Here is a 25,937-nt window from a genome sequence, read left to right on the forward strand (position 1 = left end):
GGGCATTCCCCGCCTCTTACACCACATCTCTGCGCGCTACCACAGATATTGGATAAAGCAGACCAATTTGGGGATAAATGACCACTTACGCCAAAATTAGTAGCATTTAGCGACAAAACATTGAAAAATGTGTAGCACATCGCTATGTTTTTATTACGAAAAGATTCCAAATTGGCTTATTTCGGACTCACTTTTCAAGCGCCTTGCGGTTCCTGTTGAAACTTGCTGACCTTTGGATGGGTCGAATAGGTCCTCAAGGGGGATGAATTATCACTTTGACGGCGCGTAGACTCAAACGATTTATTGCACTTTTGAGTAGCTTGGCGTTCGCGCTTGTCATAGCCCTTGCCGTTGTTTCTTTTGTTCCTCGTGCATTTGGATACATGCCCTTTGCTGTGCTCTCGGGCTCTATGGAACCCGATCTTCCCGTTGGCTCCATGGTGTTTGTCCGCCAGGTTGAGCCAACGGATATTACCGTGGGCGACAATGCAACCTTTTACCGATCGGACGGCGCCGTGGTGACGCACCAGGTGTACGAGATCGACCCTGCCGCGCAGATGATCGGCACGCAGGGAATTGCGAACAAAAATGCAGACGGAAGCATCATGCACGATGCCGAGCAGACGCCTTTTTCGAGTGTTATCGGCACTGTTTCTTTTTGTGTCCCTTACCTGGGCTTCGTTAACGCATATTGCACGACGATGCCCGGTTTGCTTGTTGTGGTGGCCGTTCTGGCGCTGCTGGCCGCGGCGTCGATTGTGCTCGATCGGATGGTTCCCGACGAGCCTGCGGGCAAGCATACCCGCGTGCATGCGAGGGAGCGGCGTTCATAGCGGCAGGGAAAAGCGTCGGCGGCGGTAGGGGCCGTTGCCGGGGAAAACGATTCTCGAAAGGAAGAGAACGATGGAAAACAAGAAGAAAAAGCGCTACGGCATCATTGCCGCCCTGTTGCTGTTGGTGCTGGCTGCCGGCGTGGGTACCTATGCATGGCTGACGGCGCAGGAGCACATTGACAACGTGTTCACGGTGGGTAGCTTTGGCCACCCGGAAAACAAGCCTGATCCGACCGATCCCGAGAAACCGGACCCCAATAATCCGAACACTGAAAAGGCCTACCTGTTCGAGACCCAGTGGGTTGCCAACTCCAAGATGGTTCCTGGCGCCACTGTGGCCAAGAACCCCAATGTCGGCATCAAGGCTGGCTCTGATGATGCATACGTATTCATTTACGTAAAGAATGCCATCGTCAAGCCTGGCACCAGCCTTGAAAAGACCCCGTACTTTACGCTCAAAAATACGAATTGGAAGCCCGTTGAGGGTCAAGTCAAGACCAACCAATCTGACAACTCTGGCAACCAGTACGTGAGCGGTCTGTTTATGTACTCCAAGAACCCTGCCGCAGAGAACCTGCCTGCAAAGCTCGAAGCCAACAAAGCAGCGCAGGACGTTTATACCGATGAGCTTTTCACTGCCGTGACGATTCCCTCTGCCATGAACAACACCGATGTTGTCGAGACTACTACTGACCCGAAACAGGCTCCCACGATGACGGTCTCTGCCTACATCTTTGGCGCGGGCCAGAATGGCACCGAGCAGGGTGAAAATGCTGACGCGCAGAATGCCCTTAAGCAGGCCAAGGAATGGGCTAAGACTCAGGCTTAATCCCCCTCCACCGAGATCCCGGCCCGCTCCCCATCCCCATTTTCGGGCTGGGATCTCGGTCCCCCTTTTTATCGACGACTGGCGAACGTAATGCTCAATAATCTTTCCGACAATCAGAAACGCACCTTGGCGCTTGCTGCGATGGCGCTGTTGGCCCTGGCGTGCCTGTGCGGCACGCTGGCTTTTACCGTTGATATGGTTCCGGCGAACAACGTCCTATCGTTTGGCAGCGTGAAGGTACGAGTCTGCGAATACACCCTCAACGTGCAGGGCGAGGAGATTCCGTTTGATCCCAACGAGCACGGTGACTATCCCGACACCAAGGCCGGGGGTTCTGACATCAGCCGCATTGTGCGCGTGGAGAACGTCGGCGCGCAGCCTGAGTACGTTCGCGCGCGCCTGCGCATGACGTCGGTGGCGCCCGACGGTTCGAGCGCGGATGCCTCGGACAACGTCGCGTTTCATGTGAACGCGGGCGAGGGGTCTCCGTGGATCGATGGCGGCGATGGGTGGTACTACTACCGTGGATTGACCGGGCGTGGCGGCGTGCTCGACCCCGATGCTATGACGGAGAGCCTCATGGACTCGCTGCGTTTTGTGGGCGACTACCATGATGCCGCGCGCGGTGGCTCATTCAGGCTCGATATCGATGTTCAGGCCGTGCAGGCCAAAAACCAGCAGACAAGCGATACCGCCCTCGACGTACTTGACGTTGTGGGTTGGCCGGAGGCGAACTAGCCTATGAAGATCAGGAACATAAACCGGGGCATGCTTAGCAGGCTGGTTGCCGTCGCAGCGATTGCCCTTTGCTGCGTTATGGCGCTGCCAACGGTGGTGCATGCCGAGGACGTGCCCGAGAACACAAACGAATACCACATCAAAAACGCGAACGACTTTTTGGTGTACGTGGCGCTTTCGCGTGAGCGCGATACGTCCGGCTGGCGCGTTTATCTCGATAACGATATCGTGCTTAATGATGACGACATGAAGACCATTGTCTCGCACACCGTTAAGCATCTGTCGTTTGGCAACAAGGAGCATCCGTTTAAGGGCGTGTTCGATGGTCAAAACCACACCGTTGAGGGCCTGAGCTACGATAAAGACGCTTTTGACCCCGAGCGCGATACGGGATTTTTTGCCGAGACCAACGGTGCCACCATCAAAAACTTCCTGGTCAAGGACGCCAACGTGTGGGCGGACTTCCGCGGTGGCATTATCGTGGGCAAGGCCGTCAAAACGCGCTTCGAAAACGTTATGGTCATGGAGAGCACGCTGCACGTGACCTGCGCCAACAATGCTCTCAACCTCATTACCAACGCAGGTTTTGAGGGCGGTCTCATCGCCGGCGAGCTCGACGGCTGCACCCTCTACAACTGCGAGGTCCGTGGCGGCCGTGCCGTCAACAACGCGACCTCGGGCGTGCAGGCGCTCGGCGGTGAGGGTCTGTATATGGCGGCGTTTGCCGGCTACGTTAAGAACTCGACTATCGAGTACTGCCGCGTGACGCCGACGCGTAAGGACGACGGCTCGATTGCCGAGAAGGGCATGACCGACGTCACCAATAAGTACGACGTGGCAATTGGCGCCCTGGGCGGCAACAACGTGTACGCCTCGGGTTTTGTGGGCTGCATGGCGGGCGAGGCCAAGATTATCGACTGCTTCTCGACGGCGCAGTGCTACAGCTATGCCGCGTCATATGTGGGCGTCGTCGCCGTGACGCGTGCGTGGACAGGCGGCCTGGCGGGCCGAATTTTGACCGCCGAGGGCAACGAGCTCGTCCGCAGCCATTTTGCGGGCGATTTGAGTTCGCGCCAGTACAATCCCATCGCCGTGATCCCCATCATTCAAAACGATGTGAACCTGGGCGGCATTGCCGCGCGTGCCAACAGGGATGATGCCACGGTCACCGAGTGCTACTTTAAACCGAGCGTGAGCTTGAATGGCAATAGCCAGGGTAATCCCGCTAAAAAGAAAATCCCCGCGTTTGGCGGCGACGGTACCACTAAGGGCGACGGCTATGGCCCGTGGGACGACGAGCGCTACATCACGCGTGAGCTATGGGAAGAGCACGACTACGACTTCTGTGCCCGCACCATGCGCTCGACCGCCAACGACGATGCCCTGGGTGGCCAGCACACCAATGAGTGGGCGATGGATTACAAGCTGAATATCCCCGTGCATGGCCAAAGCGTTAAGGCGACGATCGATTTTCCCGGTGCGGGCACCGCGACAATCGAGAAGACCAAACTTGGCAAAGACCAGGCGACCTCGGATCCGTACGCCTTTGCCGTGAGCGCCGTGCTGGCGGGAACGGCCCAAGGCCTGGCCCAGGGCGATACATCGGTAACGTTTAAGCAGGATACCTCCGCAAAGCCAGAGGGTTTGACCGAGGCCAACGGCGGCTACCGCTTTATGGGCTGGTTCCGTGAGCCCGGAGTCAATGTGAACCGTATCGATGCCGATAACGCCTGGTTTAACGGCAAGACCGATGCCGATGCCGTTAAGGCTGGCAAGCAGGTCCAGAAGAACGAAGCGCACGAGATAACGTCGAGCTATACCGCCGATAACGCGAAGGGGGCCGAGGCCTTTAAGGGCAACGACCTGTTTATTGCTTCGTACGAGGCGCAGGTACTGTTCTATAACGTCAAGGGCGAGACGCTCGCGTGGCAGAGCGGCGAGGAGCACGACAAGTCGACGGACTGGTACCGCTATGGCGTCGGTTTAACGCCGGCTGCCCCTGCGGACCGCGGCACTCTTTCTGCCAGCGCCACCTTTATCGGTTGGACGACGCAGCCGAGTGGCGAGGCCGGGATGCATGGCGGTTACGCGGCCATCACCTCGCCTGAGCTTGCCGAGTTAAAAAACGCCGGTGCGTTCTATCCTGCCGGCACCGAGATCACTGTGCTTGGCCCTACCGATTTTTATCCGGTGTACACCGACTATGTGTCGAACATCATGACGGTGTTTGAGGGCAATGAGCAGGATGCAACCGACGATCAGACTCGGCGCGACGGTGTGGGCAAAACTGACGTTAAGGTTGAGACTGCAGAAGATGGCACAAGCGCGTATACCGTACAGGTGCTCGACGTATCCGGTAAAGCTATATCCGAGGAGGGCCAGCTGCCCGACGGCTATCGTTTCCTGGGTTGGTATGAAAACAAGGGAACCGAGGATGCCCCGCTCGAGGTGCGCGTAAGCCGCGACCCCAGCTATACGCTCCCCGCCGATGTCGATTTAACCGCGCCGCATACCTACATCGCCCGCTTTGAGTACCGAGTGGATTATTACGTTCGGGCTTATACCAACCATGAGTTTACGGACAGCAAGCTACTTTGTTCCGTTTGGAATCGCTATCAAACGCCCTTTGAGGAAAACGTCGGTAGTACCTTCGTGCGTGAAAACGTCGTCCACTGGGGCCCGGAGCATGTTGACCACGGTATAAAGGATAGTTATGAAACGTGTGGCACGCGCTTCACGAAGGAAACCCTTGTCGTGAGTCCCCTTAACGCGTACTCGCACAACGTTAAAAACGATACGGGAGCCGATACTCTAAAAAACCTCTATGCCGATACCGATTTTCCAGGCGCTGCAACGCTAAGCGATACTTGGACTTCGGCTTCGCTGAACGTAACGGTCAAACCGGTGAATGATCGCTATCGCCTGAATTTCTGGACGCTTGAGCGCGATGGTGAATATTGGACATATGTGAAAAATCCCATCGAGAGCATGGTGCGTACAGATAAGAAGTACTACGTTCGCGCGATGATTACCACGGACGTTAATTTCTACAACAAGGGCGATAATGTCGTGAGGACTGCCACGCGGCGCTATGAGAGTAACTTGCTGCAGACCAAGGTGAACGGGGCGGATCCGACGTTCACGTATTACTACCCGCATGTTAATAAGTCGGTTAAAGTGGCCGAAAAGCCAGAAGATGGTGAGAAGGGATCGTATGAGAGCCCCCTGACCCTCGAAGCTTCCCCGACCGATGCCGACATGGCCGTGCCGGGCTATAAGTTCCTGGGCTGGATTTCGACCGCCGAGGTCCAGAGGGATTCTGACGTCTGGAAGTATATCTACGATGTCGAGGGCGATTCCTTCACCACTTCTGACCCGGATAAGGCCGAACCGTATCTGGTGAAACCAGATTTTAAGGTCACCCAGTGGCAGGATGCCTATCCGGTGTACGCGAAGTACGATGTTAGGTACACCACCAACCTGTATCGCGCCGGTTTTAAGGGCACGGACAAGGTTAATGTGCCTAGGTACGACATCGATCCCGTTATCAACGCGGGCACCGACCCTGCTACGGCAACGGTGACCCCTGACGTCACGACTCCGGTTTATAAAGCAGGCGGTGAGCTGTATAAGTTGCAGAAGGTTGAGATCGAGCTTCCGAATGGCGAAGTTGAAGACATCGAACCTAACGGCGATAACTCGTATTCCCATCAGGTGGAACCCGGCGGGGCCTATACATTTGTGGCGTACTATTCGCCGTTGGCGGTTGTGTACCATCTCAATGCCAGGGATGTGGACGGCAAAGTTGCTCAGCAAGGCGATATGCTCGGCAACCTTGATGGCGGCATCCCGAAGCCCACTTATGACGTCAGCGCTATCGATAGGGATACAGGAGGTGCGTTCAACGCCTTCGTGGGCTGGACGGAAGCCAAGCCGGCACCTGTCAAGGGCTATGTCGCTTGGTCGGAGGGTATCCGCATGGTGAGTGCTTCTACCGTGGTCAGGGCCCCCATGGAGCTGTACCCGGTCTACCGTCCCAGCCTGGTTGCCGTTCAATCGAACATCGACTTAAATCTCGCGAATCCTGCTCTTGTCCGCGGTCTCGGCCGTACTGATTCCGGCGACCAGATCTCTCTTGAGGTCAAGGCTGTCAAGGAGGTTGTGGGCATTGACGGCACCAAGTACGACTTTGTCGGCTGGTCGCGCGATTATGTCAATGACGGGCAGTACACCCTGATGACTGACGATGAGAAGTATCCCCTCGAGGGCAGCGAGCCCTTTGAGAGCGTGACCTACACTGCGGTGTACAAGAAGACGCCGCTTAAAGTGCGCTATCACGACACCGAAGGCAACGTCATCTACACCGCTACGGTAGACCCGAACGATACGAGTGTTCTGCGTGGCCAGGATGGCAATGCCGGCTTTGTTCAGACAGTTAAGGTGCCCAAGATGTACGAGAACGGCAACCCGGTCTATGACGACAAGGGTGAACCCGTCATGGAGCCAAAGGAAGTGGCCTACGATCCCGAAGCCTACTCCGCAATCGTCGCATTCCTGGGCGAGCGAGCGGATAGCAGCTTGAAGGAGTTGTTCTTGGAGTGGCAGTGGGTTAATGGCGACAAAGCTGTGGCGTGGAGCGACTTCAAGGGTAAACCGGTTACAGCCAACATGGATTTGTATCCGGTGACGTATAGGGTCGTCGCTAACGACACATCGGACGATGCGAGCCCTAAGAATGTGACCGGGCAGCTCAAGTGGTTGCTTGATCCCAATGCCGCGAACACGATAGATGACAAGAGCGATAAGGCGCCGTTCAAGGCTTGCTTTGCAAAGCCCTTCATGGGCACGCAACTGACGGTGCACGTTGACCGCGTGGGCTATGGTCTTCCTGGCCAGACTCCTGCGCCTGTCAACGGGAAGTATGTCTCGCTTTACAGTTCGGGTTCAGGCGAGGGCTCGTTTGAGCTGACGAATCGTTTGGACTACAAGCTCACGGGCGACGGCACTCAGAGCGATGGCAATGCGGTGTTCGATTTCGCCGCTACGCATACGCTCAAGATCGTCAAGCAAACCCAGGATAGCTGGGCGAAGGGCAAGACGTTCCGCTTCAAGGTTTCCCGGGCCGGCATGGACGGCAACGCCTTGGAGGAGCGCACGGTTGAGGTAACGGTGTCATCGGATGCGCAGCTAAAGGACGGTTCCGCCTGGTACTCCGGCGCTATCGAGCTTGCGGTCCCGGCGGGTATCTACACCGTCGAGGAGGACTCAGCGTGGGCATGGCGCTACAGCAACCAAATCGGCGTCCCTGGCAAGCAGCCGGGCGATAAGGCGCAGGCGACTATCTCCGCTGCATCGAGCGCGAACGATGCCACGTTCACCTGCACGAACACGCGTGTGAACGACAAATGGATCGACGGCAGCAATCGTGCCCATAACGTTTGGAGCAACGGCAACGTAGCAAAGAAGGAGGATTAGCATGTCCAAGCGCAAGCGCATCATCGCCTTGCTGGTGGGGGTTATCCTCCTGGCCGGTACGGCAGGCACGTTGGCCTGGCTTTCGGTTACGGGCGTGCTGGTCAACCAGTTCGGCATCGGGTCGGTGACGCCATCGGTTCAGGAAACGCTCAACGGCAAAGTGAAAAGCGATGTCAAGGCGAAGAACACGGGTACTGCGCCCGCCTATATTCGTGCTGCAGTGGATATCTACTGGCAGGACCAGGATGGCGCACGCCTGTGGGATGAGCCGAAGGAGGAGCCGAAGGGTGAGGCGGATTACGAGATTGCGTGGAGCGTGGCTGATGCCTCGGGCGCGAACTCGGCTTATAACTGGGTTAAGGCGAGCGACGGGTTCTATTACTGGACGTCGCCCGTCGCTCCCGGCGCGGAAACCGGCGTGCTCATTAATAGGGTTACCGAGCTCAAGGCAACCGAAGGTCGCAATCTTGTCGTGGATATCTCCACTCAGGCGGTCCAGGCGATGCCCGATGAGGCCGTGCACGACGCATGGGGTTGCTCGGTCGAGAATGACGTGCTGGTGCCGCCGCATGGAGGTGCGTAAGTATGGCGTTCCCGATTCGTAAAGGTGTTGCGCGCTCCTTGCGTTGCATGGTCGCGGCCATTCTCTGCGTGGTCGCGCTCGCTGTTCCCGCCCGTGCGTTTGCCGATACTCCCGCGATTGCCTATGACGGAAATGCGCGTCAGCTGACGGTCTCGGGGGCGACGGACTCCTCGGGGGAGCCCGATCTGTTTTTGGCCTTTAAAGATCTGATGCCTGGCGATGTGCGTGATCAGCAGATAGAGATTCGTGCCACGGGCGTAAAGTCCCAGGTGCGCGTGTTTGTGCGTGCCGTTGTCGATCACGAGACGGCACACCTGCTGTCGCCCATTACCTTGACAGCGTCGGCGGGCGATGCGTCTGCCGGTTGGCTCCAGACGGGAACGCCGGGCAGCGTGTTTGCCTATCCCACGCAGGTCGCAACGTTTGCGAGCGATGGCAGCACGGTGCTCAATTTGCAACTAAGTGTCCCGACGTCGGTAGGCAACGAGCTTGCCGACGCAAACAAGACCATTCGCTGGGAGATTACCGCCGAGGACGACGGCGAGAAGATCCCCGTGCAGTCTGCTGGCAGCAAGAAGCCCGGCTTGCTCGGTCTCGTGGCAACGGGCGACAGCACACTCACGTTGCTTTTGGTGTTGCTGACGCTTGCAATCATCGCATTTATAGCCGCGCTTCTTTTGTCCCGGAGGAACAAGCGCTAGGTCCATCTTCTAAACGCAACGCCCTCCCGGGCGGCGGGCACGAAGTTCCCTGCTCTACAGTCCTGCACAAGAAGAAGGCCACATTAAGTGGCCTTCTTTGCGTGCGGAACTCGCGATGAACTTCGAGCCCGCCGCTCGGGAGGGCGCCCCTTTATTGATGGAAGGCCTAATAAGCGGATATTCCATGTCCGGATGTATTCAGAGCGGGACGCACTTTCCGAATGCGCGGCGTTTCGGAAAGTGTGTCCCAGAATCGGCGCTCAGGGTGGTCCCCACTTTCCGGTTGATGTCTTGTCCGGAAACTATGTCCCGGAATTAAGGCTTGGAATGGGATGCACTTTCCGGTTGAGAGCCTTAGCGGAAAGTGCGACCCGGAATTTACTCTTGAAGTGGGATGCGCTTTCCCAACAGGCCCTCAAGCGGAAACTGCGTCCCATTCCGAAGGCAGATTCCGGGACACACTTTCCGAATATAAAGAAGGCCACTTAATGTGGCCTTCAACTTATATATGTTGCGGATGCTTTCATGACAAGCCGCGCTTCAACACCGAGGCGTCTGCCCGGCGACGCGGAATGTAAGGTTCATCGCGAGTTCCGCACGAGCCGGAGAGCACTTAATGTGCTCTCCGTGCGAGCAGGACTGTCCGAGCAGGGAACCTTACGTTCCGCGCCGCCGGGCAGACGAGCCAGTTAAGACGTGTCGCTATTTGATCTTGGTCGTGCCCGGTGCCAGGTTGGGGTCGGTCTCGTTGGCCTCGGTCTGGAAGTGCTCGGTATACACGTTCTTGCCGTCGCGGAACATCTCGTAATACTGCATCTTGGCGTAATCCTCGCGCGCCTTGGTGGCGGCTGCGGCAGCGGCGTCGTCACCGGTGACGTTGGAGGAAAGCGCCCAACGCAGGCTGGCGTCCTCGTAGCCCACGGAGTTGATGGCGGGCAGCGACTCGCGCAGCGTCATATGCGCCTTCTGGTAGTCGGTCAGCGGTGCGCCGATCAGCTGCATGAGCTGGGTGGACAGGTAGTTGGTGGACAGGTCGTCGGTCTCACTCGTCTGGTCGCAACCGGCAACGTCGTAGTTGGCCCAGATGATGTAGTCAGTCTGCCACAAGCGCTCCTGATGCGTGGCGTCGTCCTCGTCGGTAAACCACTTATCGTTGAACTTGGACGGGAAGAACGGCTGATGGTCGCCCCAGAACACCACGACCACCTTGCGGTCAAGCCTGCTCAAGGCGTTGAGGAAGTAGCGCAGCGCCTGGTCGGACTGCTCGATGCACGAGACATACTCGTCGACATCGGACAGCGTGCCGTCCTCGACGGTCTTGGCATCCAGATCGGTCGTGTCGATGTTGAGGTGCATCTGCTTATCTGCCGGCAGCAGGCCCGTGTCGTAGCCCGAGTGGTTCTGCATGGTCACATCGAAGATGAACTGCGGGTCGGCGTTCTGGTCGAGCAGCTCCAGAATCTTGTCGTAGGTAGCCTGGTCGGTCACCATGCCGCGCAGGGTATCGGCGCCCTGGAAATCGTTGATGGACAGGAACTGGTCAAAGCCAAAGTCCTTATAGACGTTCTCGCGGTTCCAGTTGGTGGCGTGGTTGGGGTGCATGGCCGTGGTGGAATAGCCGAGCGATTTGAACTGCTCTGCCAGGTTCCCGGTCGTCTCCATGTTGTAGATGGTGTAGGGGTACACGCCCGAACCCAGGTTGGCCATGGAGTTGCCGGTCATAAACTCAAACTCGGTATTGGCGGTGCCGCCGCCGTAGGCACTCACGTAGAGCTTGCCGCGGCTGAGGCAGTTGGACAGGTTCTTAAAGTACTGCGGGCCCTCGTAGCCGGCGCGCATGTTCTGGTAGATGGACAGGTCCGAGAAGGTCTCGTTCATGATGGCGATGACCGTGGGCTTCTCGCTGTCGAATTGCTCCTTTGCGGCGGCGCGCTCGTCGCTCTTGGCCGCGTCGGACTTGTCGTAGGCCTTGGCGTACTTTTTGAGCGTGGCCTTGGCATCGTCGACGGAGTAGTCGGCGGGTTTGGGCGGCTTGATGGACTGCGCCGCACTAATAAAGGCAGGCAGGTAGCCCTCGCGCCAGTAGCTCTCGAGCGGACGCCAGGTGTAGACGGTGATGCCGAGAGTGTTGTAGTAGTCGATGAGCGTGACATGCGCGGTCACGCCGCCCAGGCACAGCACCGCTACGAGCAGGTTGGTGAGCAGCATGCGCTTGGCGTTGGCGGCACCCTTCTGACGGTGCGGTGCCACCAGGCCGGCGTACTCGCACAGCAGCATGGCGATGGCGGTAAAGCCCATGGACAGCACGCAGAACAGCGAGATCGAGAAGGTGTAGCCGTTGCCGGCGACCGCGGCGGCGGTGGAGATGGCCGAAAGGTCGCCCGGCTGGATGGGCATGGATTTAAACGTGATGACGAAGAACTCGGCAATGCCCAGGACAAAGAGGGCAAAGGCCAGGACCGCGGGAGCTGCGCCGTGGCGCTGGAATAGGAAGAACAGGCCGGTCATGAGTACGGTGATGATGGCCCACTCGAGCAGGATGCACAGGGGGTAGACCCAGGTAAAGTCGTGGTTGGACGAGACCTCCATGCCAAGCAGCGCAAAGACGCCGGCGAGCAGCAGGCACAGGACGGCGGCGACGAGCGGTTTGCCCACAAAGGCGCCGCGCAGGCGGGCGAGCTTGCCAGTGGGGGCGGGAGCGTCGGCCGAGGCGAACGCAAAGACGCGCGGGGCGATGCGGTCGCGGGCGATGCTGGCCCAAGCGCAGCCGGTGAGGATGGCGTTGGTCAGGATGAGCATCACAAAGGCGAGCGGCTCGTTTTGCGCGACGAGACCAATAGCGCCCCAGACAGTCAAAAAGAGCTGGAACAGGCCAAAGGCGACGCTCCACCCAAGAGCGCTTTTGGCAACGGTGCCCGACTTTGCGCAAACGGCCTTGGCCTCGCGCAAGACAAGGTAGACGGTCGCCGCAAGACCGACGAGCGAGATGGCGGCAGCGAACATGCTGAGACTCCTCACAAACTAAAACCTACGAAAGCGGGGATTTACCCGATTGTTACCAAGATATGCGCAGCAATTGGTGGCTGCGCACAACAACCAGCCATATTAACGCGCGCGTGTGGCGGTGTGGCGCAATGTAGTGGCGACCTGCGCGATAATGGACGGGAATTACACGGAAACGTAAAGGCTTCTTAAAGAAATGGCGAGGGTAGGGCGATGAGCGAGCAGGTTTGCGAGGCGGACATGGGCGGCGACGGAGCTGCGGGCATGGATACGTACGGCTATCCGGTCGAGACTACGGGCAACGCGGTACTGGACATTTTGGAGCACCGTTCGTCCACGCGTGCCTTTGCGCGCGATGACAACGACCGTCCCGTGGCGGTGACCGACGAGCAGCGGGCGGCGATCTTGCATGCGGCGAGTCGCGCGCCGTCGGCGGGCGCCATGATGATGTATTCCATCGTGAGCATTCGCGAGCAGGCTACGCTGGACCGTCTGGCCGACCTGTGCGATCACCAGCCCATGATCGCCAAGGCGCCCTGGGCACTTATATTTGTGGTCGATTATGCCAAGTGGATCGATCTGTTTGAGCACGTGGGCTGCTTTGAGCCCGATTTTGTCGAACGCACGGGCAAGGCGCCCCGCCGCGCGCCGGGTTTGGGCGACTTTGCCATCGCGGCGCAGGATGCCGTGATCGCTGCGCAAAACGCCGTGGTTGCCGCCGAGGCCCTGGGGCTGGGGAGCTGCTACATCGGTGATATCGTCGAGAACGCCGAGGAAGTTGCCGCACTGCTGGACTTGCCTGCCTATACCATGCCGCTGTCGATGCTCATCATCGGCACGCCCCGTAAGGAGCGCCCGGCAATCGCGCATCCCGTGGTGAACCTGGTGCACGAGGAGCGTTATTGTCGCGCCGACGCCGCGACGATGGATGCGCAGGTGGCCGAGATGGATGCGATGTTTCGCCCGCACGCCCGCGAGGTGGGCGAGCGCGTCATCGACATCTACACCCGTAAGCACACGAGCCCCTTTATGGCCGAGATGAGCCGCTCTATGGAGTGGTGGTTCAAAAACTGGCTCGGAAAATGACGAATGTGACAAAGGGGGCGTCCCTTTGTCACATTCCATATCGCCGCGGTGGCCTAAAGGCCGCATAAATGTTTATCTAGCTGGGAAAACGGTGCCATTAAAATATGGGCTGATTACATATAATCCCGTCGAACGTTAAAATTGGGAGGAAACCGGCTTATGGAACAAAAGGCAAAGGAAGTAGCCTCGCACGCTGCGATTCCTGTGAGCATCTCGGCGATGCTCGTCACGCTGGGCGTGGTGTATGGCGATATCGGCACCAGCCCCATGTATGTAACCAAGGCGCTCGTTGCCGGCAACGGCGGCATCGGAAGCGTCACGCAGGAGTTCGTGCTCGGCGCGCTCTCCCTTGTCGTGTGGACGGTCACGCTGCTGACGACCGTCAAGTACGTGCTGATCTCGCTGCGCGCCGACAACCACGGCGAGGGCGGCATCTTTGCCCTGTACAGCCTGGTCAAGCGCTGCGGCAAGTGGCTCATCATCCCCGCCATGCTGGGCGGTGCCGCGCTGCTCGCCGACGGCATCCTGACGCCTGCCGTTACCGTCACCACGGCCATCGAGGGCCTGCGCACCATCCCGGCGGTCCATGCCGTGCTCGGTGACGACCAGGGTCGTGTCGTCGCCATCACGCTTGCCATCATCATCGCGCTCTTCTTGGTGCAGCGCATCGGCACGGCCAAGATCGGTCACGCCTTCGGCCCCATCATGACGCTGTGGTTTTTGTTCCTGGGCGGCACGGGCCTGTTCTTTGTCTGCCAGTATCCCGCGGTGCTGCTGTGCCTCAACCCGTTGCGTGGCATCGCTTTTCTGCTGAGCCCCAACAACCATGCGGGCATCATGATTTTGGGCAGCTGCTTCCTCGCTACCACCGGTGCCGAGGCGCTCTATTCCGACATGGGCCATGTGGGCCGCGGCAACATCTATGCCACCTGGCCGTTCGTTAAGTGCTGCCTGCTGCTGTCCTACATGGGCCAGGGCGCGTGGCTTATCAACAACGCCGGCAACCCGGAGCTCATGGGTATCGCCGACCTCAACCCCTTCTACCAGATGCTCGCCCCGGGTCTGCGCCCCTTTGCCGTCGGCCTTTCCACCGTCGCGGCCATCATTGCCTCGCAGGCGCTCATCACCGGCGCATTCTCGCTGGTGTCCGAGGCCAGCCGCCTGGACCTCATGCCGCATATGCAGGTCTTTTATCCTGCCGAGACCAAGGGCCAGCTCTACATCCCCATGGTCAACAACGTTATGCTCGTGGGCTGCGTCGTCGTGGTGCTGCTGTTCCAGAACTCGGCGCACATGGAGGCCGCGTACGGCCTGGCCATTACCCTGACCATGATGTGCACGACAATGCTGCTCTTCTTCTATCTGCACGTGGAGCGCAATCTCAAGGTCGCGCCGTGGATCTTTGCCGCCTTCTTCCTTTTGCTCGAGGGTTTCTTCTTTGTGAGCTCGCTCACCAAGTTCTTCCACGGCGGCTACTTCACCATCCTCATGGCTGCACTCATCATGGGCATTATGGTGTGCTGGTACAACGGCACGGCGGTCGAGCAACGTCAGTTTACGCTGCTGCCGCTGCGCAGCTATCTGCCGCAGCTCAAACGCCTGCGCGACGACGATCGCTACGAGCTCATGAGCGACAACATCGTGTACCTGACCAAGGACACCAACACCGACTATATCGACCGCGATATCGTCTACTCGATTTTGGATAAGCACCCCAAGCGCGCTCGCGCCTGGTGGTTCGTGAATGTCGAGACCATGGAGGAGCCGCATACCTTTGCCTACTCGGTCGAGACGTTCGGCACCGACTACGTATTCCGCGTGCATCTGTACCTGGGCTATAAGATCAACCAGCGCGTCAATGCTTACCTGCGCCAGGTCGTTCAGGACCTGGCTGCCACCGGCGAGCTGCCGGCGCAGACGCATGACTACTCGGTCTACAAGGATCCGGGCAACATCGGTACGTTCAAGTTCGTCCTGATCCGTAAGCTTCTGGCGCCCGAAAGCGATGTGGAGCCGAGCGAGCGTACGGCCATCACGCTCAAGTACATCATTCGTCGCGCCGCTGGCACGCCTGCACGCTGGTACGGCCTGGAGAACTCCAACGTGAGCTTTGAGTACGTGCCGCTGTTCACCAAGTTCAAGGCCGTGAACAAGATGCAACGCCTGGCTCCCAACGAGCGCCCGTAGGCGCCGACAGGTTGCACGGAGTTGGTTTTCGATGGACAAGCATGAGGCCGGGGAGGTAAACATGGATACAAAGGCGCTCGATGGCCATGAGGCGGTGGTCGAAATGGTGCGTGAGGCGCGCGTCGACGCCGCCGAAGATCGGTTCTTTACGAATCGTGCCAACATGGATATGGCCGATCGCGTAATTTCGATCGTGGCACTGGTATTTGGAGCGGTGTGCGTGTGTGCCCTGCTCGCGCACGTGCTGTTTGTCTAGCGACCGCCGGTTGCAAAGGCTATACACTTGGAACCACCACAAGGGAAACCACCACAAAGGTGCCTGTGAACTGCCTCCCATTTCTTGGACATCGGGAAATGGGAGGTTTTCCATGAGTATAGATCTCAGGTCGAAGCACGATCTGGAGTCCAGGAGGCGGGCCGTCGAGCTCTTCGACGCCGGCGTCGGCTGCAAGCCGGCGGCCGAGGCCCTGTCCGTTCCCCGCGAGACCGTGAGAGAATGGCAGTGGGTATACCGGGCGTTCGGAAGCGAGGCGCTGCTGTCCATGGACGGGAAACAATCCAGTTACACATTCGAGCAGAGGGTCGCCGCGGCGTCGGCCGTGGTCGACGACGGGATGGCGAAGGCCGACGCCATGGCCGAGTTCGGGATCAGGTCGAAATCCCCGCTGGAGCGCTGGTGCAGGCTCTACCGCGAGGGCGGCGCCGAGGCGCTGCGGCCCCGCCCGAAGGGCAGGCCGAGGGGGTCGAGGTCGAAACCCCGGGCCCGCACCCGCGAGCAGGAGCTCGAGGAGCGCTGCCGCAGGCTCGAGGCCGAGGTCGCCTACCTAAAAAAATTGCGCGCCCTGGTCGAGCGGGACGGGCTCTGACCAGGGCGGCGGCCGAGGCGGTGAGGGCGCTGCGCGCGGAGGGGCACTCCCTGCGCCACCTGCTGGAGTGCTCGGGGCTCAGGAGGTCGACCTACTACTACGCGCTGGCGCACCCGCGGAGGCCGACCCGGCCCGAGCTGCGCGACGCCGCGGCCGAGATATTCTCGCGCACCGCCAACGGCTGCGGGCACCGGCAGATAGCCATGTGCCTGCGCGCCGAGCTGGGCGCGGTCGTGGCCGACAAGACCGTGCTCAAGATGATGCGCGAGATGGGCATCCGGTGCGGGATACGCCGCCGGGGCTCCCGCCGCCGGTACAGCTCCTACAGGGGGCTCGTGGGGAGCACGTTCGAGAACGTCATCGCGAGGGACTTCGGCGCCGAGGGGCCGTGGCAGAAGCTCGGCACCGACGTCACCGAGTTCAAGGTGGCGGGCGCCAAGGCCTACTGGGCCCCGGTGCTCGACTTCTGCACGAAGGAGATCGTGGCGAGCGACATATCGACCTCGCCGGACCTCGCCCAGCAGCACAGGATGCTCGACCGGCTCCTCGAGGCCCTGCCCGACGGGGCGGCGCCGACCATGCATTCGGACATGGGCTGGCAGTACCAGCACGAGTCCTACACCTCCAGGCTGGAGGGGGCGGGCATCACCCAGAGCATGTCGCGCAAGGGGAACTGCATCGACAACGCCGCCACCGAGCAGCTCTTCGGCCACGTGAAGGACGAGTTCTACCGCGGCAGGGAGTGGGGCAGCTTCGGGGACTTCAAGCGCGACCTGGAGGGGTACATAGCCCATTGGAACACGCGGCGCAGGCAGGTAAGATTGAAGGGCCTGACGCCGGAGGAGTTCCGGAACCGGGCCCTTGCGGCGTAGTCGCTATTTATTCAGTCCAAGTTTCGGGGCGCAGTTCACCTGTCCCTTTGTGGTGGTTTTTGTTTTTGAGAGAGGGGCGGGGTGCTGATGGACGTCCGTGCGGACGGCGATATTGCCGAGAACTTTTGGTGGCGGCGCACGACGCTGACGCGCCGCAGCCCTCTGTATGACGTCTGCGTGTCGGCGGGGCTGCTGGTCGCGGCGACGATTGTGGGCGCGTTGCTCGACCATCCTGGTCTCGCGCCGAGCATCATGATCGTTTATGTGTTCGCCGTGCAGCTGTGCGCATTCTTTACCTGGAGCCGCCTGTATTGCCTGCTGAGCTCGGCTGCCGCCGTGGCGCTCTACAACTATTTGTTTGTCGACCCGCGCTACTCGCTGTCGCTCATCGACCGCGTCTATCCCGGCATGTTCTTTATCATGTTTGTGGTCTCGCTCGTGTCGAGCTCGATTGCGCTGGCCCTGCGCCGCGCCTTGGCGCAGGCTGCCGCCAGCGACCGTCGCACGCAGATGGTGCTCGAGACCAACCGCATGCTGCAGCGGTGCGGCGATCAGCAACAGATTGTGCATGCTATGGCAACGCAACTGGCGCGTCTTTCGGACTGTCCGGTCGTGTGGTATAGCGCCGATGCCGACGACGATGACCTGCTGCCGCGCACGATGTACACGGCCGTGGGCGATGCCGCGCCGGTGCACGAGCTGGCGCCGCAGATGCCGCCACGGCTCTCGTCATCCGCCTATGTGGGAACGCCGCTCGATGCCACCTATGGCGGCTCGGCGTTCTTTGGCATATACCTGACCGTGCACTCGGGCGACACCATGGTGCGCGCGGGTGATCCCGACTCGGTGGTGGGGGTGCTCGCCATTGTCGCCGAGCCCGATGCGCTGACGCCCGAGGAGCGGACGCTTGCCGATGCCATCGTGAGCGAAGGCGAGCTGGCGCTCGATCGCGCCCGCGCCATGGAGGCCCGCGAGGAAGCGGCGGTGCTCGCTAAAAACGAGCAGCTGCGTGCCAACTTGTTGCGCTCCATCTCGCACGATTTGCGCACGCCGCTTACCAGCATTTCGGGTAATGCCGACGTGCTGCTCGACCAGGGCTCGACCGGCACGGCCGTGCTCGATGACCAGACGCGCCGCGGCATGCTCCTATCCATTCGCTCGGATGCGCAATGGCTCAACGCTACCATCGAGAATCTGCTCGCCATCACCAAGCTCGAGGGCGGCGGCATGCACCTGTCGACCACGCTCGAGCTTATGGACGATATCGTCGAGGAGGCGTTGCGCCACGTAAACACGGCCGTGCACGAGCACGACCTCAAGGTGGTGGCGTGCGACGAGCCGGCGCTCGTCAACGTCGACGCGCGCCTGATGGTGCAGCTGGTGGTCAACCTGGTGAACAACGCCATCACCTATACGCCCTCGGATTCGCATATCGTGATCTCGATTGGCGTCGAAGACGGATGCGTGGCGTGCTCGGTGGCCGATGACGGCCCGGGCATTGCGCCCGACGACCGCGAGCGCATCTTTGAGTCGTTCTACACCGCCAACCATGGTCTGGCCGATAGCCAGCGCAGCGTGGGTCTGGGGCTTTCGCTTTGCCGCTCCATTGCGCTGGCACATGGCGGTAGCATAGAGGTTGCCGCGGCGGATCCGCACGGCTCGGTCTTTACGATTGAGCTTCCCGCCGCCGACGTTTCGTTTGATAAGGAGTAGCGCCGTGCCGAACTCTGCCGCAAAACCACTCATCTTGGTCGTTGAGGACGATCCCGCCGTCCGCAACCTTATCGTCGCCGCGCTCGAGGCGCACGGCTTGCGCCATATGGCCGTGGAAACCGCCCATGCCGCCATCGCCGCCGCCTCATCGCAGGCGCCGAGCATTGTGCTGCTCGATCTGGGCCTGACCGATATGGACGGCGTCAAGGTGGTGGAGTCGGTGCGCGCGTGGTCGGGCATGCCGATCATCGTGGTTTCGGCGCGCAGCGAGGACGCGGACAAGATCCGAGCGCTCGATGCCGGCGCCGATGACTACCTGACTAAGCCGTTTTCGGTCGAGGAGCTCCTCGCGCGCATTCGCACCACGCTCAGGCGCCTTTCGTATGCGCAGGCGGGCGGTGTTGTCTCCGAGGGCTCGTTCGATACCGGCGAGTTGCATATCGATTTTGATGCCGGTATCGCCACGATGGACGGCGAGGAGCTGCATCTGACGCCGATCGAGTACAAGCTTTTGTGCCTGCTGGCGCACAACGCCGACAAGGTGCTGACGCACCAGTTTATCCTGCACGAGATTTGGGGCACGGCAACCAAGAGCGACCTGGCGAGCCTGCGTGTCTTTATGGGCACGTTGCGTAAGAAGATCGAGTCCGACCCCGCGCATCCGCGTTACATCCAGACGCACGTGGGTATCGGCTACCGCCTGGTCATCCAAGGGTAGGACGGCACCCGCCATCCCAATATGAGTTGCGGTGAAATACGGTCTAAATTTGCCTAATTCCAGGCAAAACAGTCCGTATTCCACCGCAACTTTGTTATCTGCCCTTAGGCTTGCTGGCGTAGAACTTCTTCTTTTTGGGCTTGCCGGCGGGGGAGGGTTTGCCGGCAAAGTTGGACTTGCCGTTGCCGGCCTGCGCGTGCGCGGGTACTGCCGCACGGGGCTTGCGGGCCTCGGGGTTGCGCAGCTCCTCGGTTCGCTCGGCAATTTCCTCGGCGCTAAAGCCGACCTCGGCCATGGCGTCCTCGATGGGCAGGCGGCGCACGATATAGCAATGGTGCACCTTCTGGTTGCGTGCGAAGTCCTCGGGGATGGTCTGCGCCGTAATGTCCTCCAGCACCACGCCCGCGCGTGCGAGCTTGCGTGTCTCGGGGCGGAAGCCTCGCAGGTTGCAGCTAAAGATGGCATGGCCGCCCTGTGCGAGCAGGCGCGATACGCCGGCCAACAGCTCAACATGGTCGCGCTGGACATCCCAGGTGCGGCGGCCCATCTTGGACGAGTTCGAGAACGTGGGCGGATCGACAAAAATCAGGTCCCAGCGGTTGCGCGTCTGGCGCTGGTCGCGAATCCAGGCGAGCACGTCGTCGCGCACAAAGTGATGCTGCGGACCCACAAAGCCGTTCTGGCGCATGTTGCGCTCGGCCCAGTCCAGGTAGGTGTTGGAGAGGTCGACCGTCACGGTTTCCTCGACGCCGCCGTCGGCCGCATAGCAGGTAGCGGTGCCGGTGTAGGCGAACAGGTTGAGGAAGCGGCGTGCCTGCTTGGCGTGCTCGCGCACCAGATCGCGCGTGACGCGGTGGTCCAAGAAGATGCCCACGTCCAGGTAGTCGTCAAAGTTGACGGCAAAGGTAAGACCGCCTTCCTCGATGAGCGGCAGGCGACGGCGCGCGATGTTGGCGCGCTCGCCCGAGCCGCCCTTGCCGGCGCCCTGCTTGCCGTACTGCGAGCCGCCGCGCGAACGCATGCGTGCCTTGGCGTGCACGTGCTCGGCCGGAACATCCAGGATGCGCGGCGCGATGGCCAAGATATCGAGCATGCGGGCCTGGGCCAGCGCCGGGTCGATGGTCTTGGGTGCGGCGTATTCGGCGATGACGAGCCAACGGCCCGGTGTCTGCGGGCAGCCCTCGTACAGGTCGATGGCGGCGGAGTAATCGGGCAGGTCGGCATCGTAGACGCGGTAGCAGCTCACGCCCTCGCGCTTGGCCCACTTGCGGCGCAGGCGTGCGTTCTTGCGCAGGCGGTTGGCGAACTGCTCGGACTCGGGGATGAGCACGGGCAGCGGCTTGCCGTCGCCCAGGTCGAGCGTGGCAGCGGGCTCGGGCATGGCGGGGGCTTCGTCGCCGATGACGTCGTCGGCGACCGCGGTCTGCTCCTCGGCATCCGCGCTGGTCGCAGCTTCAAACGCTGCGGCGGCGTGGTCGAGCGAGGGCCAAACCTCGATAGTCGCCTCTTCGTTGTTGGGCATGACGGCAATGGAGCGCGCGGGCTCGGCATGGAGCGCGCGGGCCAGCAGGCCGTCGCGGGTGAGCGCGGCGACCGGTGCCGAAGCAAGCTCGGGCGCGCGGCGCAGCTCGCCGACCAGCGTCATGGCGTCATGCATAAGCGACAGCGGTGTCTCGGTCGTATCCGCGACGAGGACGGCACCGGCGACGGCGCCCGCGTGGTCCAGTACGGTGGCAGATTTGGCGGCGCAAAAATCGACAAAGCGCTTGTAGCCGGCGCACTTGACCATGCACTCGGCGGTTTTGCGGGCGGCGGGGTCGATGTCTACGGCAACGATGCGCGCCTGGCGCTCGCGCGCCGCCGCCTCGCGCTCGCGTGCCTCGGCGAGCAGCTGCTCCCACAGAGTGGCGTCGTGCAGCTGCCAGCCCTCAAAGCCCCAGCGCTCGCGTGCGGCGCTCGGGGCGCGGTCGGTCAGAATGTTCACGGCCTCCAGCAGCAGGCCGCCGCCGGCGCACGAGGCGTCGATCAGCGTAGGTAGGGCCTCGTTTTCGTAGTCGTCGGCCGTCAGCTCGCGCTCGCACAGCGCGGTCCAGCCGACCTGCGCCAACACCAGGGCGGCGTAGTCGGGGCGTAGCACGTGCGCGCCCTCGCCGGCGCGAGTCGCGGCGGGCGGCAGGCGCTTGAACAGCGGGTCGCCCGAAAGGTCCAGGCTTATGCTCGCACGGCGCTGGCGTAGCGAAAGCAGCAGGTGGACATCGGGGTCGGCAGCATCGACATCGGCGCGACGGCCTGTGGTCTCGGCCAGGCGATCGCACAATGCGTCCTTGGCGCGCAGGGCAGAGAAGCGCGTGTTGCGCAGCTGCTCGGTCACACCACGGGCAGTGATGGCAATGGTGGCGCCGCAGCGGACGATGTTTTCCCAGGCAATGTCGTAAACGGCATCGTACAGCTCGTCGGCATCCTGTGCCTCAAAGCGTCCGAGCACCACAAACACGCGGCTGGCCAGGCGCGACCACAGACAGGCGCGGTAGCCTTCTTCGAGCTCGCCCTCAAACGTAGCGCGGCCCTTCAGGCGGCGGACATGCGAAAGCCCGAGCCACTTGAGCTCGTCGGCGAGTGCGGATTCAAAGCCCTCGGGGCAGCTTGCATAAAATTCCATGGGTGACCTCTCTGGTTGCGTCGCTCCATTATATGATGGATGCTTCGTTTGCCATCGACCTCGAAAGGAACCCATATGATTGATGCGTGCCCCGATTCCGCTGTGCTCTTTTTTGACGTGGACGGCACGCTGACGTCGTTCGACCCCGACGATATGACCGATAAGGACTTCAATGCAATCCATCCGTCGAAGGCTGTTGTCGATGCATTTGGTCGTCTGCGCAATGCGGGTCACCAGGCATTTATCTGCACGGGCCGTCCCTTGTGGCTGGTTGCCGATGGCCTGCGTGCGCTGAACCCGGTGGGAATCGTTGCCATGGCGGGCGCCACGCTCGAGGTCGAGGGACGCGTGGTGCACGAGGATTGCATTGACGAAGACATTGTTGAGGAGCTCGCGCGCCGCATTACTGTGGCGGGCGGCGAGGCGTTGTTCGAGACGAACGGTGCCACCTATTCACTTGAGCCAGTTGGTGTCGAACAGTCATTTCTGCTAGGCGCCGGCGTGGTGCATGGCGTTGATCAGATGCGCGTCGATGGCCGCTTGCACGTAGGCAAGGTGTGCATTAACGCGTGCAACCTGGCTCGCGTAGCCAACGATGACGGCTTTATCGATCGCAACTTTGAGCTGTGCAATACTGGCGGCCAGAACCGCGAGCTGAGTCCCAAGGGCATCGACAAGGGCGTGGGCGTGGCGCGAGCGCTGGAATACCTAGGTCGCACCGGCAACGCGCGCACCTTTGGCTTCGGCGATTCGGGCAACGATCTGGGCATGCTCGCTGCCGTCGAGACAGCTGTCGCCATGGGCAACGCCATGCCCGAGGTCAAGGCGCTCGCCGACTACGTGACCGACGACGTCGCGAACGACGGCACCGTCACCGCCATGCAGCATTTTGGGTTGATTTAATAAATGGCCGGGTCACCCGCAGTGGGGGCGACCCGGCCATTTGAGCTATTTTGCAATATAGAGCTTGGGATGACTGCGACTGCTCTCGATCGCCGCCGTCATGATGCCCTCGTCGTCTCCATCAACGATGATGCCGTCGAGGTCATCGATCTGCGCGGACTGATAAAAACTGGTTTTGTTGAACTTTCCCTGGTCAACCATCATGTAGCCCTGGTTTGAGTTGGTAAGGTACATATGCTTGATCATGGCCGAGAAGTCGTGCTCGACGGTAAAACCGTGGTCGGGGTGGAATCCGTCGGCACTGACAAACGCCTTGTCGGCATGTAGTTTGCTCATGCAGTCGAGCGTTAGTGCGCCCGCGAGATAGAGGTGGCCCTTGCGCACAGAGCCGCCCAGCAGCACTACCGAAGCATTGGGGAGATTGAAGCTGGCGTAGTTCGCGATTGCAAGATCGCCGGTGATAATGGTGATCTCACGCTTATCCATGAGGGCCTTAGCGAAGTAAAAGCCTGTGGTGCCGATATCAATTACCAGAACATCGCCATCATCAACAAGAGTTGCTGCGGTTGCGGCGATGGCCTCCTTGGCCTCGACTTGGACATTGATGCGCTCCTCGGGATACGAGATTGCGTTGGAGCGAGAAAGCGATACCGCTCCGCCGCGTACGCGACGCAGCTTGCCTTCGGATTCCAGCGAGATGAGGTCGTGTCGTGCGGTGACTTCCGAAACCGAAAAACGGCGAACGATGTCGGATACCGAGATATTTGGCTTTTCGGCCAGCCAATTCATGATAAATCGCTGACGCTCGGCCGGTGAAAGGTCTGAAGTAGATGCCATATGCCGCTCCTTTTGAACAAAAGGTAAAAGATGCGCCTTTCGTAATCGAAATATAACGTATCGATATGAAAAGAACAAGGCAAATTCGAATGAATCAAAAGAACGGAATGGCATGTCACAAATGCATGCGTAGCAGATAGTTCGCACGTAAACGGGCTATAAAGAGTCTCATTCTGAAGGTGCCGCCCAAAAGAAGTACGTTCACGCCCGATATTCGACCGTTCACGGAAAGTTGACAATTGAGCTTTCGATAGCTTTTGAAATGGTTTATAAAAGAAAACCGAAAAGCTTTTGAAACAAAGAAGAAGGCTTTCGATAGCAATAGTGTTAGATGAGAAAGGACCGAACATGGCGATCAAGGTGTTTGCCGACGGCGCTAACCTCGAGGGCATGCTTGACATGCATGACAATGGCAACGTTCAGGGCTTCACGACCAATCCTTCCCTTATGAAGGCCGGCGGCGTGACCGACTACCGCGCTTTTGCCAAGACGGTTCTTGAGCACATTACTGATGTGTCGGTCTCTTTTGAGGTATTCGCCGACGACGAGGCAGGTATGGAAGCCGAGGCTCGCGAGATCGCAACCTGGGCAGACAACGTCTACGTTAAGATCCCGGCGCTCAACACCAAGGGTGAGTCCACTGCCGCGCTGGTCAAGCGCCTTTCTGCCGACGGCATCAAGGTGAATGTCACCACTATCTTTACGCCCGAGCAGGTCGACGAGTTTGTCGATGCCGTTTCTGCTGAGACCCCCTCTATTCTGTCCATCTTTGCCGGTCGCATTGCCGATACCGGCGTCGATCCGCTGCCCCTCATGGCGGAGTCCGTAAAGAAGGCTGCCGTTAAGCCTGCTGCCGAGGTTCTCTGGGCGTCTACGCGCGAGGTCCTCAATATCTTCCAGGCGGAGTCCGTTGGATGCCAGATCATTACGGTCCCCAATGCCCTTCTTGCCAAACGCAAGAATTTCGGGAAAGATTTGCTTGAGTACTCGCTTGATACGGTCAAGGGCTTTGCCCGCGACATTCAGGCGCTTGGTTTTCACATTCTGCCCGAGGAGTAGGGGACGAGTATGCTGACCGATCTTCTTAAGCCCGAGCTTGTTGCCTGCCACGTCGAGGCCTCCGACTGGGAGGAAGCGATCAGGGCATGCGGTAAGTTGCTCGTAGACGCTGGCAAATGCGACCAGAGCTATGTTGACGCCATGATTTCATCGGTTCACAAATTCGGCCCCTATATGGTCTTGGAAGAGGGCATCGCCATGCCCCACGCTCAGGCAGATGGCAATGTGAGTGAAGCGGGGATCTGTATCGTCACGCTTGACCCTGCCATTGCGTTTGGACACGAGGATTTCGATCCGGTTCACGTGCTCGTGGGTATTTGCGCACCCGACCCCAAGGCTCATCTTGGCTGCTTGGCGGAGCTTTCGCAGATGTTCGAGGACGAGGACTGCGTTGCCAAGCTCAGCGCATGCGATACGCCCGAGCAGGTTTTGGAGACCATGCGTTCATTCTTTTAGGCCTTAATGGCACGGCGATGCGTCGCCGCTTTTGGATAGACGGAAAACCGTCACGTGTAGGAGAGGAAGGTTGCCATGCATATCATCACCGTATGCGGAAACGGCATCGGGTCCAGCCTGATGCTCGCTGGCAAAGTCGAGGAGCTTTGCGAGGAGGAGGGCATCAAGGCCGACGTTGAGTCTATGGACCTGAACGGTGCTTCTTCCGCAAATCCGGATCTGTTCATCACCGTTAAGGAACTCGCCCCCGAGCTCCACGGCAACGTTGTGATCGTTCGCAGCTATGTGAACAAGAAGAAGATCCGCGAAGACGCCCTCGAGGCAATCAAGGCGGCTGCCGCTAACGCCTAAAGCGGCACAAAAAAGGGCGGTTCCCTGTGGAAGAGGGAAACGCGCCCACGTTAGAGAGAAAGGAAGCG

The 25,937-nt window shown here is 60.0% G+C and carries 20 protein-coding genes; 17 read left to right on the plus strand and 3 right to left on the minus strand.

Going from position 1 to position 25,937, the window contains the following annotated elements; genetic code table 11:
• Positions 1 to 311: 311 nt before the first annotated feature.
• The 6 genes from DWZ22_RS07390 to DWZ22_RS07415 all read left to right on the plus strand — a co-directional run bounded on the left by DWZ22_RS07390 (position 312) and on the right by DWZ22_RS07415 (position 9,159).
• Positions 312 to 833 carry a signal peptidase I gene (locus DWZ22_RS07390; RefSeq protein ID WP_255413454.1) on the plus strand — a complete coding sequence of 174 codons (522 nt, stop codon included), beginning with the start codon at positions 312 to 314 and terminating at the stop codon, positions 831 to 833.
• Between the two features lie 70 nt (positions 834 to 903).
• Positions 904 to 1,662: a SipW-dependent-type signal peptide-containing protein gene (locus DWZ22_RS07395; protein WP_118405807.1), complete on the plus strand. Its 759-nt coding sequence runs from the start codon at positions 904 to 906 to the stop codon at positions 1,660 to 1,662.
• Between the two features lie 90 nt (positions 1,663 to 1,752).
• Positions 1,753 to 2,400, plus strand: a complete 648-nt coding sequence (locus tag DWZ22_RS07400) for a hypothetical protein (RefSeq protein ID WP_117716343.1) — start codon at positions 1,753 to 1,755, stop codon at positions 2,398 to 2,400.
• 30 nt (positions 2,401 to 2,430) lie between these two features.
• Positions 2,431 to 7,875, plus strand: coding sequence for a hypothetical protein (locus DWZ22_RS07405; RefSeq protein WP_118405808.1), 5,445 nt, complete (start codon positions 2,431 to 2,433; stop codon positions 7,873 to 7,875).
• 1 nt (position 7,876) lies between these two features.
• The gene (locus DWZ22_RS07410; RefSeq protein ID WP_118405809.1) at positions 7,877 to 8,458 is read left to right on the plus strand and encodes a hypothetical protein; all 582 of its coding nucleotides are present in this window, start codon (positions 7,877 to 7,879) and stop codon (positions 8,456 to 8,458) included.
• A gap of 2 nt (positions 8,459 to 8,460) precedes the next feature.
• Complete coding sequence (locus tag DWZ22_RS07415; protein ID WP_118405810.1) at positions 8,461 to 9,159, plus strand: hypothetical protein; 699 nt, start codon at positions 8,461 to 8,463, stop codon at positions 9,157 to 9,159.
• Between the two features lie 702 nt (positions 9,160 to 9,861).
• Here the strand turns inward: DWZ22_RS07415 and DWZ22_RS07420 are convergent.
• Complete coding sequence (locus DWZ22_RS07420; protein WP_118405811.1) at positions 9,862 to 12,162, minus strand: LTA synthase family protein; 2,301 nt, start codon at positions 12,160 to 12,162, stop codon at positions 9,862 to 9,864.
• Between the two features lie 213 nt (positions 12,163 to 12,375).
• Between DWZ22_RS07420 and DWZ22_RS07425 the strand changes: the two genes are divergently transcribed.
• From DWZ22_RS07425 to DWZ22_RS07455, 7 genes are all read left to right on the plus strand, one after another.
• Positions 12,376 to 13,248: a nitroreductase family protein gene (locus DWZ22_RS07425; RefSeq protein ID WP_118405812.1), complete on the plus strand. Its 873-nt coding sequence runs from the start codon at positions 12,376 to 12,378 to the stop codon at positions 13,246 to 13,248.
• A 159-nt stretch (positions 13,249 to 13,407) separates the two neighbouring features.
• Positions 13,408 to 15,435 (plus strand): KUP/HAK/KT family potassium transporter, encoded by a 2,028-nt coding sequence (locus DWZ22_RS07430; RefSeq protein ID WP_118405813.1) that lies wholly within the window; start codon positions 13,408 to 13,410, stop codon positions 15,433 to 15,435.
• Between the two features lie 61 nt (positions 15,436 to 15,496).
• Positions 15,497 to 15,691, plus strand: coding sequence for a hypothetical protein (locus tag DWZ22_RS07435; RefSeq protein ID WP_147333367.1), 195 nt, complete (start codon positions 15,497 to 15,499; stop codon positions 15,689 to 15,691).
• 112 nt (positions 15,692 to 15,803) lie between these two features.
• Positions 15,804 to 16,301 (plus strand): helix-turn-helix domain-containing protein, encoded by a 498-nt coding sequence (locus DWZ22_RS07440; protein ID WP_118268027.1) that lies wholly within the window; start codon positions 15,804 to 15,806, stop codon positions 16,299 to 16,301.
• 20 nt (positions 16,302 to 16,321) lie between these two features.
• Complete coding sequence (locus tag DWZ22_RS07445) at positions 16,322 to 17,173, plus strand: IS3 family transposase (protein WP_199583469.1); 852 nt, start codon at positions 16,322 to 16,324, stop codon at positions 17,171 to 17,173.
• Between the two features lie 87 nt (positions 17,174 to 17,260).
• Positions 17,261 to 18,886 carry an ATP-binding protein gene (locus DWZ22_RS07450; protein ID WP_118405814.1) on the plus strand — a complete coding sequence of 542 codons (1,626 nt, stop codon included), beginning with the start codon at positions 17,261 to 17,263 and terminating at the stop codon, positions 18,884 to 18,886.
• A gap of 4 nt (positions 18,887 to 18,890) precedes the next feature.
• Entirely contained in the window at positions 18,891 to 19,604 is a 714-nt protein-coding gene (locus tag DWZ22_RS07455) for a response regulator (RefSeq protein WP_118405815.1), read from the plus strand.
• Between the two features lie 94 nt (positions 19,605 to 19,698).
• Here the strand turns inward: DWZ22_RS07455 and rlmKL are convergent, their stop codons facing one another.
• Complete coding sequence (rlmKL, locus tag DWZ22_RS07460; protein ID WP_117843262.1) at positions 19,699 to 22,263, minus strand: bifunctional 23S rRNA (guanine(2069)-N(7))-methyltransferase RlmK/23S rRNA (guanine(2445)-N(2))-methyltransferase RlmL; 2,565 nt, start codon at positions 22,261 to 22,263, stop codon at positions 19,699 to 19,701.
• A 75-nt stretch (positions 22,264 to 22,338) separates the two neighbouring features.
• Here rlmKL and DWZ22_RS07465 point away from each other — a divergent pair, with 75 nt between their 5' ends.
• Complete coding sequence (locus DWZ22_RS07465) at positions 22,339 to 23,166, plus strand: HAD hydrolase family protein (protein WP_158573313.1); 828 nt, start codon at positions 22,339 to 22,341, stop codon at positions 23,164 to 23,166.
• A 45-nt stretch (positions 23,167 to 23,211) separates the two neighbouring features.
• On the opposite strand, the gene DWZ22_RS07470 is transcribed toward DWZ22_RS07465, so the two are convergent.
• Positions 23,212 to 24,003: a DeoR/GlpR family DNA-binding transcription regulator gene (locus tag DWZ22_RS07470; RefSeq protein WP_158548938.1), complete on the minus strand. Its 792-nt coding sequence runs from the start codon at positions 24,001 to 24,003 to the stop codon at positions 23,212 to 23,214.
• Positions 24,004 to 24,351: 348 nt separating this feature from the next.
• Here DWZ22_RS07470 and DWZ22_RS07475 point away from each other — a divergent pair, with 348 nt between their 5' ends.
• The 3 genes from DWZ22_RS07475 (at position 24,352) to DWZ22_RS07485 (ending at position 25,869) form a co-directional block, all read left to right on the plus strand.
• Positions 24,352 to 25,062, plus strand: a complete 711-nt coding sequence (locus tag DWZ22_RS07475; RefSeq protein WP_117564350.1) for a transaldolase — start codon at positions 24,352 to 24,354, stop codon at positions 25,060 to 25,062.
• A 9-nt stretch (positions 25,063 to 25,071) separates the two neighbouring features.
• Positions 25,072 to 25,518 (plus strand): PTS sugar transporter subunit IIA, encoded by a 447-nt coding sequence (locus DWZ22_RS07480; protein WP_089573145.1) that lies wholly within the window; start codon positions 25,072 to 25,074, stop codon positions 25,516 to 25,518.
• A 75-nt stretch (positions 25,519 to 25,593) separates the two neighbouring features.
• Entirely contained in the window at positions 25,594 to 25,869 is a 276-nt protein-coding gene (locus DWZ22_RS07485) for a PTS sugar transporter subunit IIB (RefSeq protein WP_022094539.1), read from the plus strand.
• The last annotated feature ends 68 nt before the right edge of the window (positions 25,870 to 25,937 follow it).

Source organism: Collinsella sp. AF31-11, assembly GCF_003475605.1.
In the GTDB taxonomy this organism is placed as follows: Bacteria; Actinomycetota; Coriobacteriia; order Coriobacteriales; family Coriobacteriaceae; genus Collinsella.

Bases quoted from the DNA above. Each gene is read 5' to 3' on its own strand.
- rlmKL (WP_117843262.1), bottom strand. From the start codon at position 22,263: ATGGAATTTTATGCAAGCTGCCCCGAGGGCTTTGAATCCGCACTCGCC.
- DWZ22_RS07440 (WP_118268027.1), top strand. From the start codon at position 15,804: ATGAGTATAGATCTCAGGTCGAAGCACGATCTGGAGTCCAGGAGGCGG.
- DWZ22_RS07405 (WP_118405808.1), top strand. From the start codon at position 2,431: ATGCTTAGCAGGCTGGTTGCCGTCGCAGCGATTGCCCTTTGCTGCGTT.
- DWZ22_RS07485 (WP_022094539.1), top strand. From the start codon at position 25,594: ATGCATATCATCACCGTATGCGGAAACGGCATCGGGTCCAGCCTGATG.
- DWZ22_RS07425 (WP_118405812.1), top strand. From the start codon at position 12,376: ATGAGCGAGCAGGTTTGCGAGGCGGACATGGGCGGCGACGGAGCTGCG.
- DWZ22_RS07415 (WP_118405810.1), top strand. From the start codon at position 8,461: ATGGCGTTCCCGATTCGTAAAGGTGTTGCGCGCTCCTTGCGTTGCATG.
- DWZ22_RS07475 (WP_117564350.1), top strand. From the start codon at position 24,352: ATGGCGATCAAGGTGTTTGCCGACGGCGCTAACCTCGAGGGCATGCTT.
- DWZ22_RS07400 (WP_117716343.1), top strand. From the start codon at position 1,753: ATGCTCAATAATCTTTCCGACAATCAGAAACGCACCTTGGCGCTTGCT.
- DWZ22_RS07410 (WP_118405809.1), top strand. From the start codon at position 7,877: ATGTCCAAGCGCAAGCGCATCATCGCCTTGCTGGTGGGGGTTATCCTC.
- DWZ22_RS07470 (WP_158548938.1), bottom strand. From the start codon at position 24,003: ATGGCATCTACTTCAGACCTTTCACCGGCCGAGCGTCAGCGATTTATC.
- DWZ22_RS07450 (WP_118405814.1), top strand. From the start codon at position 17,261: ATGGACGTCCGTGCGGACGGCGATATTGCCGAGAACTTTTGGTGGCGG.
- DWZ22_RS07480 (WP_089573145.1), top strand. From the start codon at position 25,072: ATGCTGACCGATCTTCTTAAGCCCGAGCTTGTTGCCTGCCACGTCGAG.
- DWZ22_RS07435 (WP_147333367.1), top strand. From the start codon at position 15,497: ATGGATACAAAGGCGCTCGATGGCCATGAGGCGGTGGTCGAAATGGTG.
- DWZ22_RS07465 (WP_158573313.1), top strand. From the start codon at position 22,339: ATGATTGATGCGTGCCCCGATTCCGCTGTGCTCTTTTTTGACGTGGAC.
- DWZ22_RS07395 (WP_118405807.1), top strand. From the start codon at position 904: ATGGAAAACAAGAAGAAAAAGCGCTACGGCATCATTGCCGCCCTGTTG.
- DWZ22_RS07420 (WP_118405811.1), bottom strand. From the start codon at position 12,162: ATGTTCGCTGCCGCCATCTCGCTCGTCGGTCTTGCGGCGACCGTCTAC.
- DWZ22_RS07430 (WP_118405813.1), top strand. From the start codon at position 13,408: ATGGAACAAAAGGCAAAGGAAGTAGCCTCGCACGCTGCGATTCCTGTG.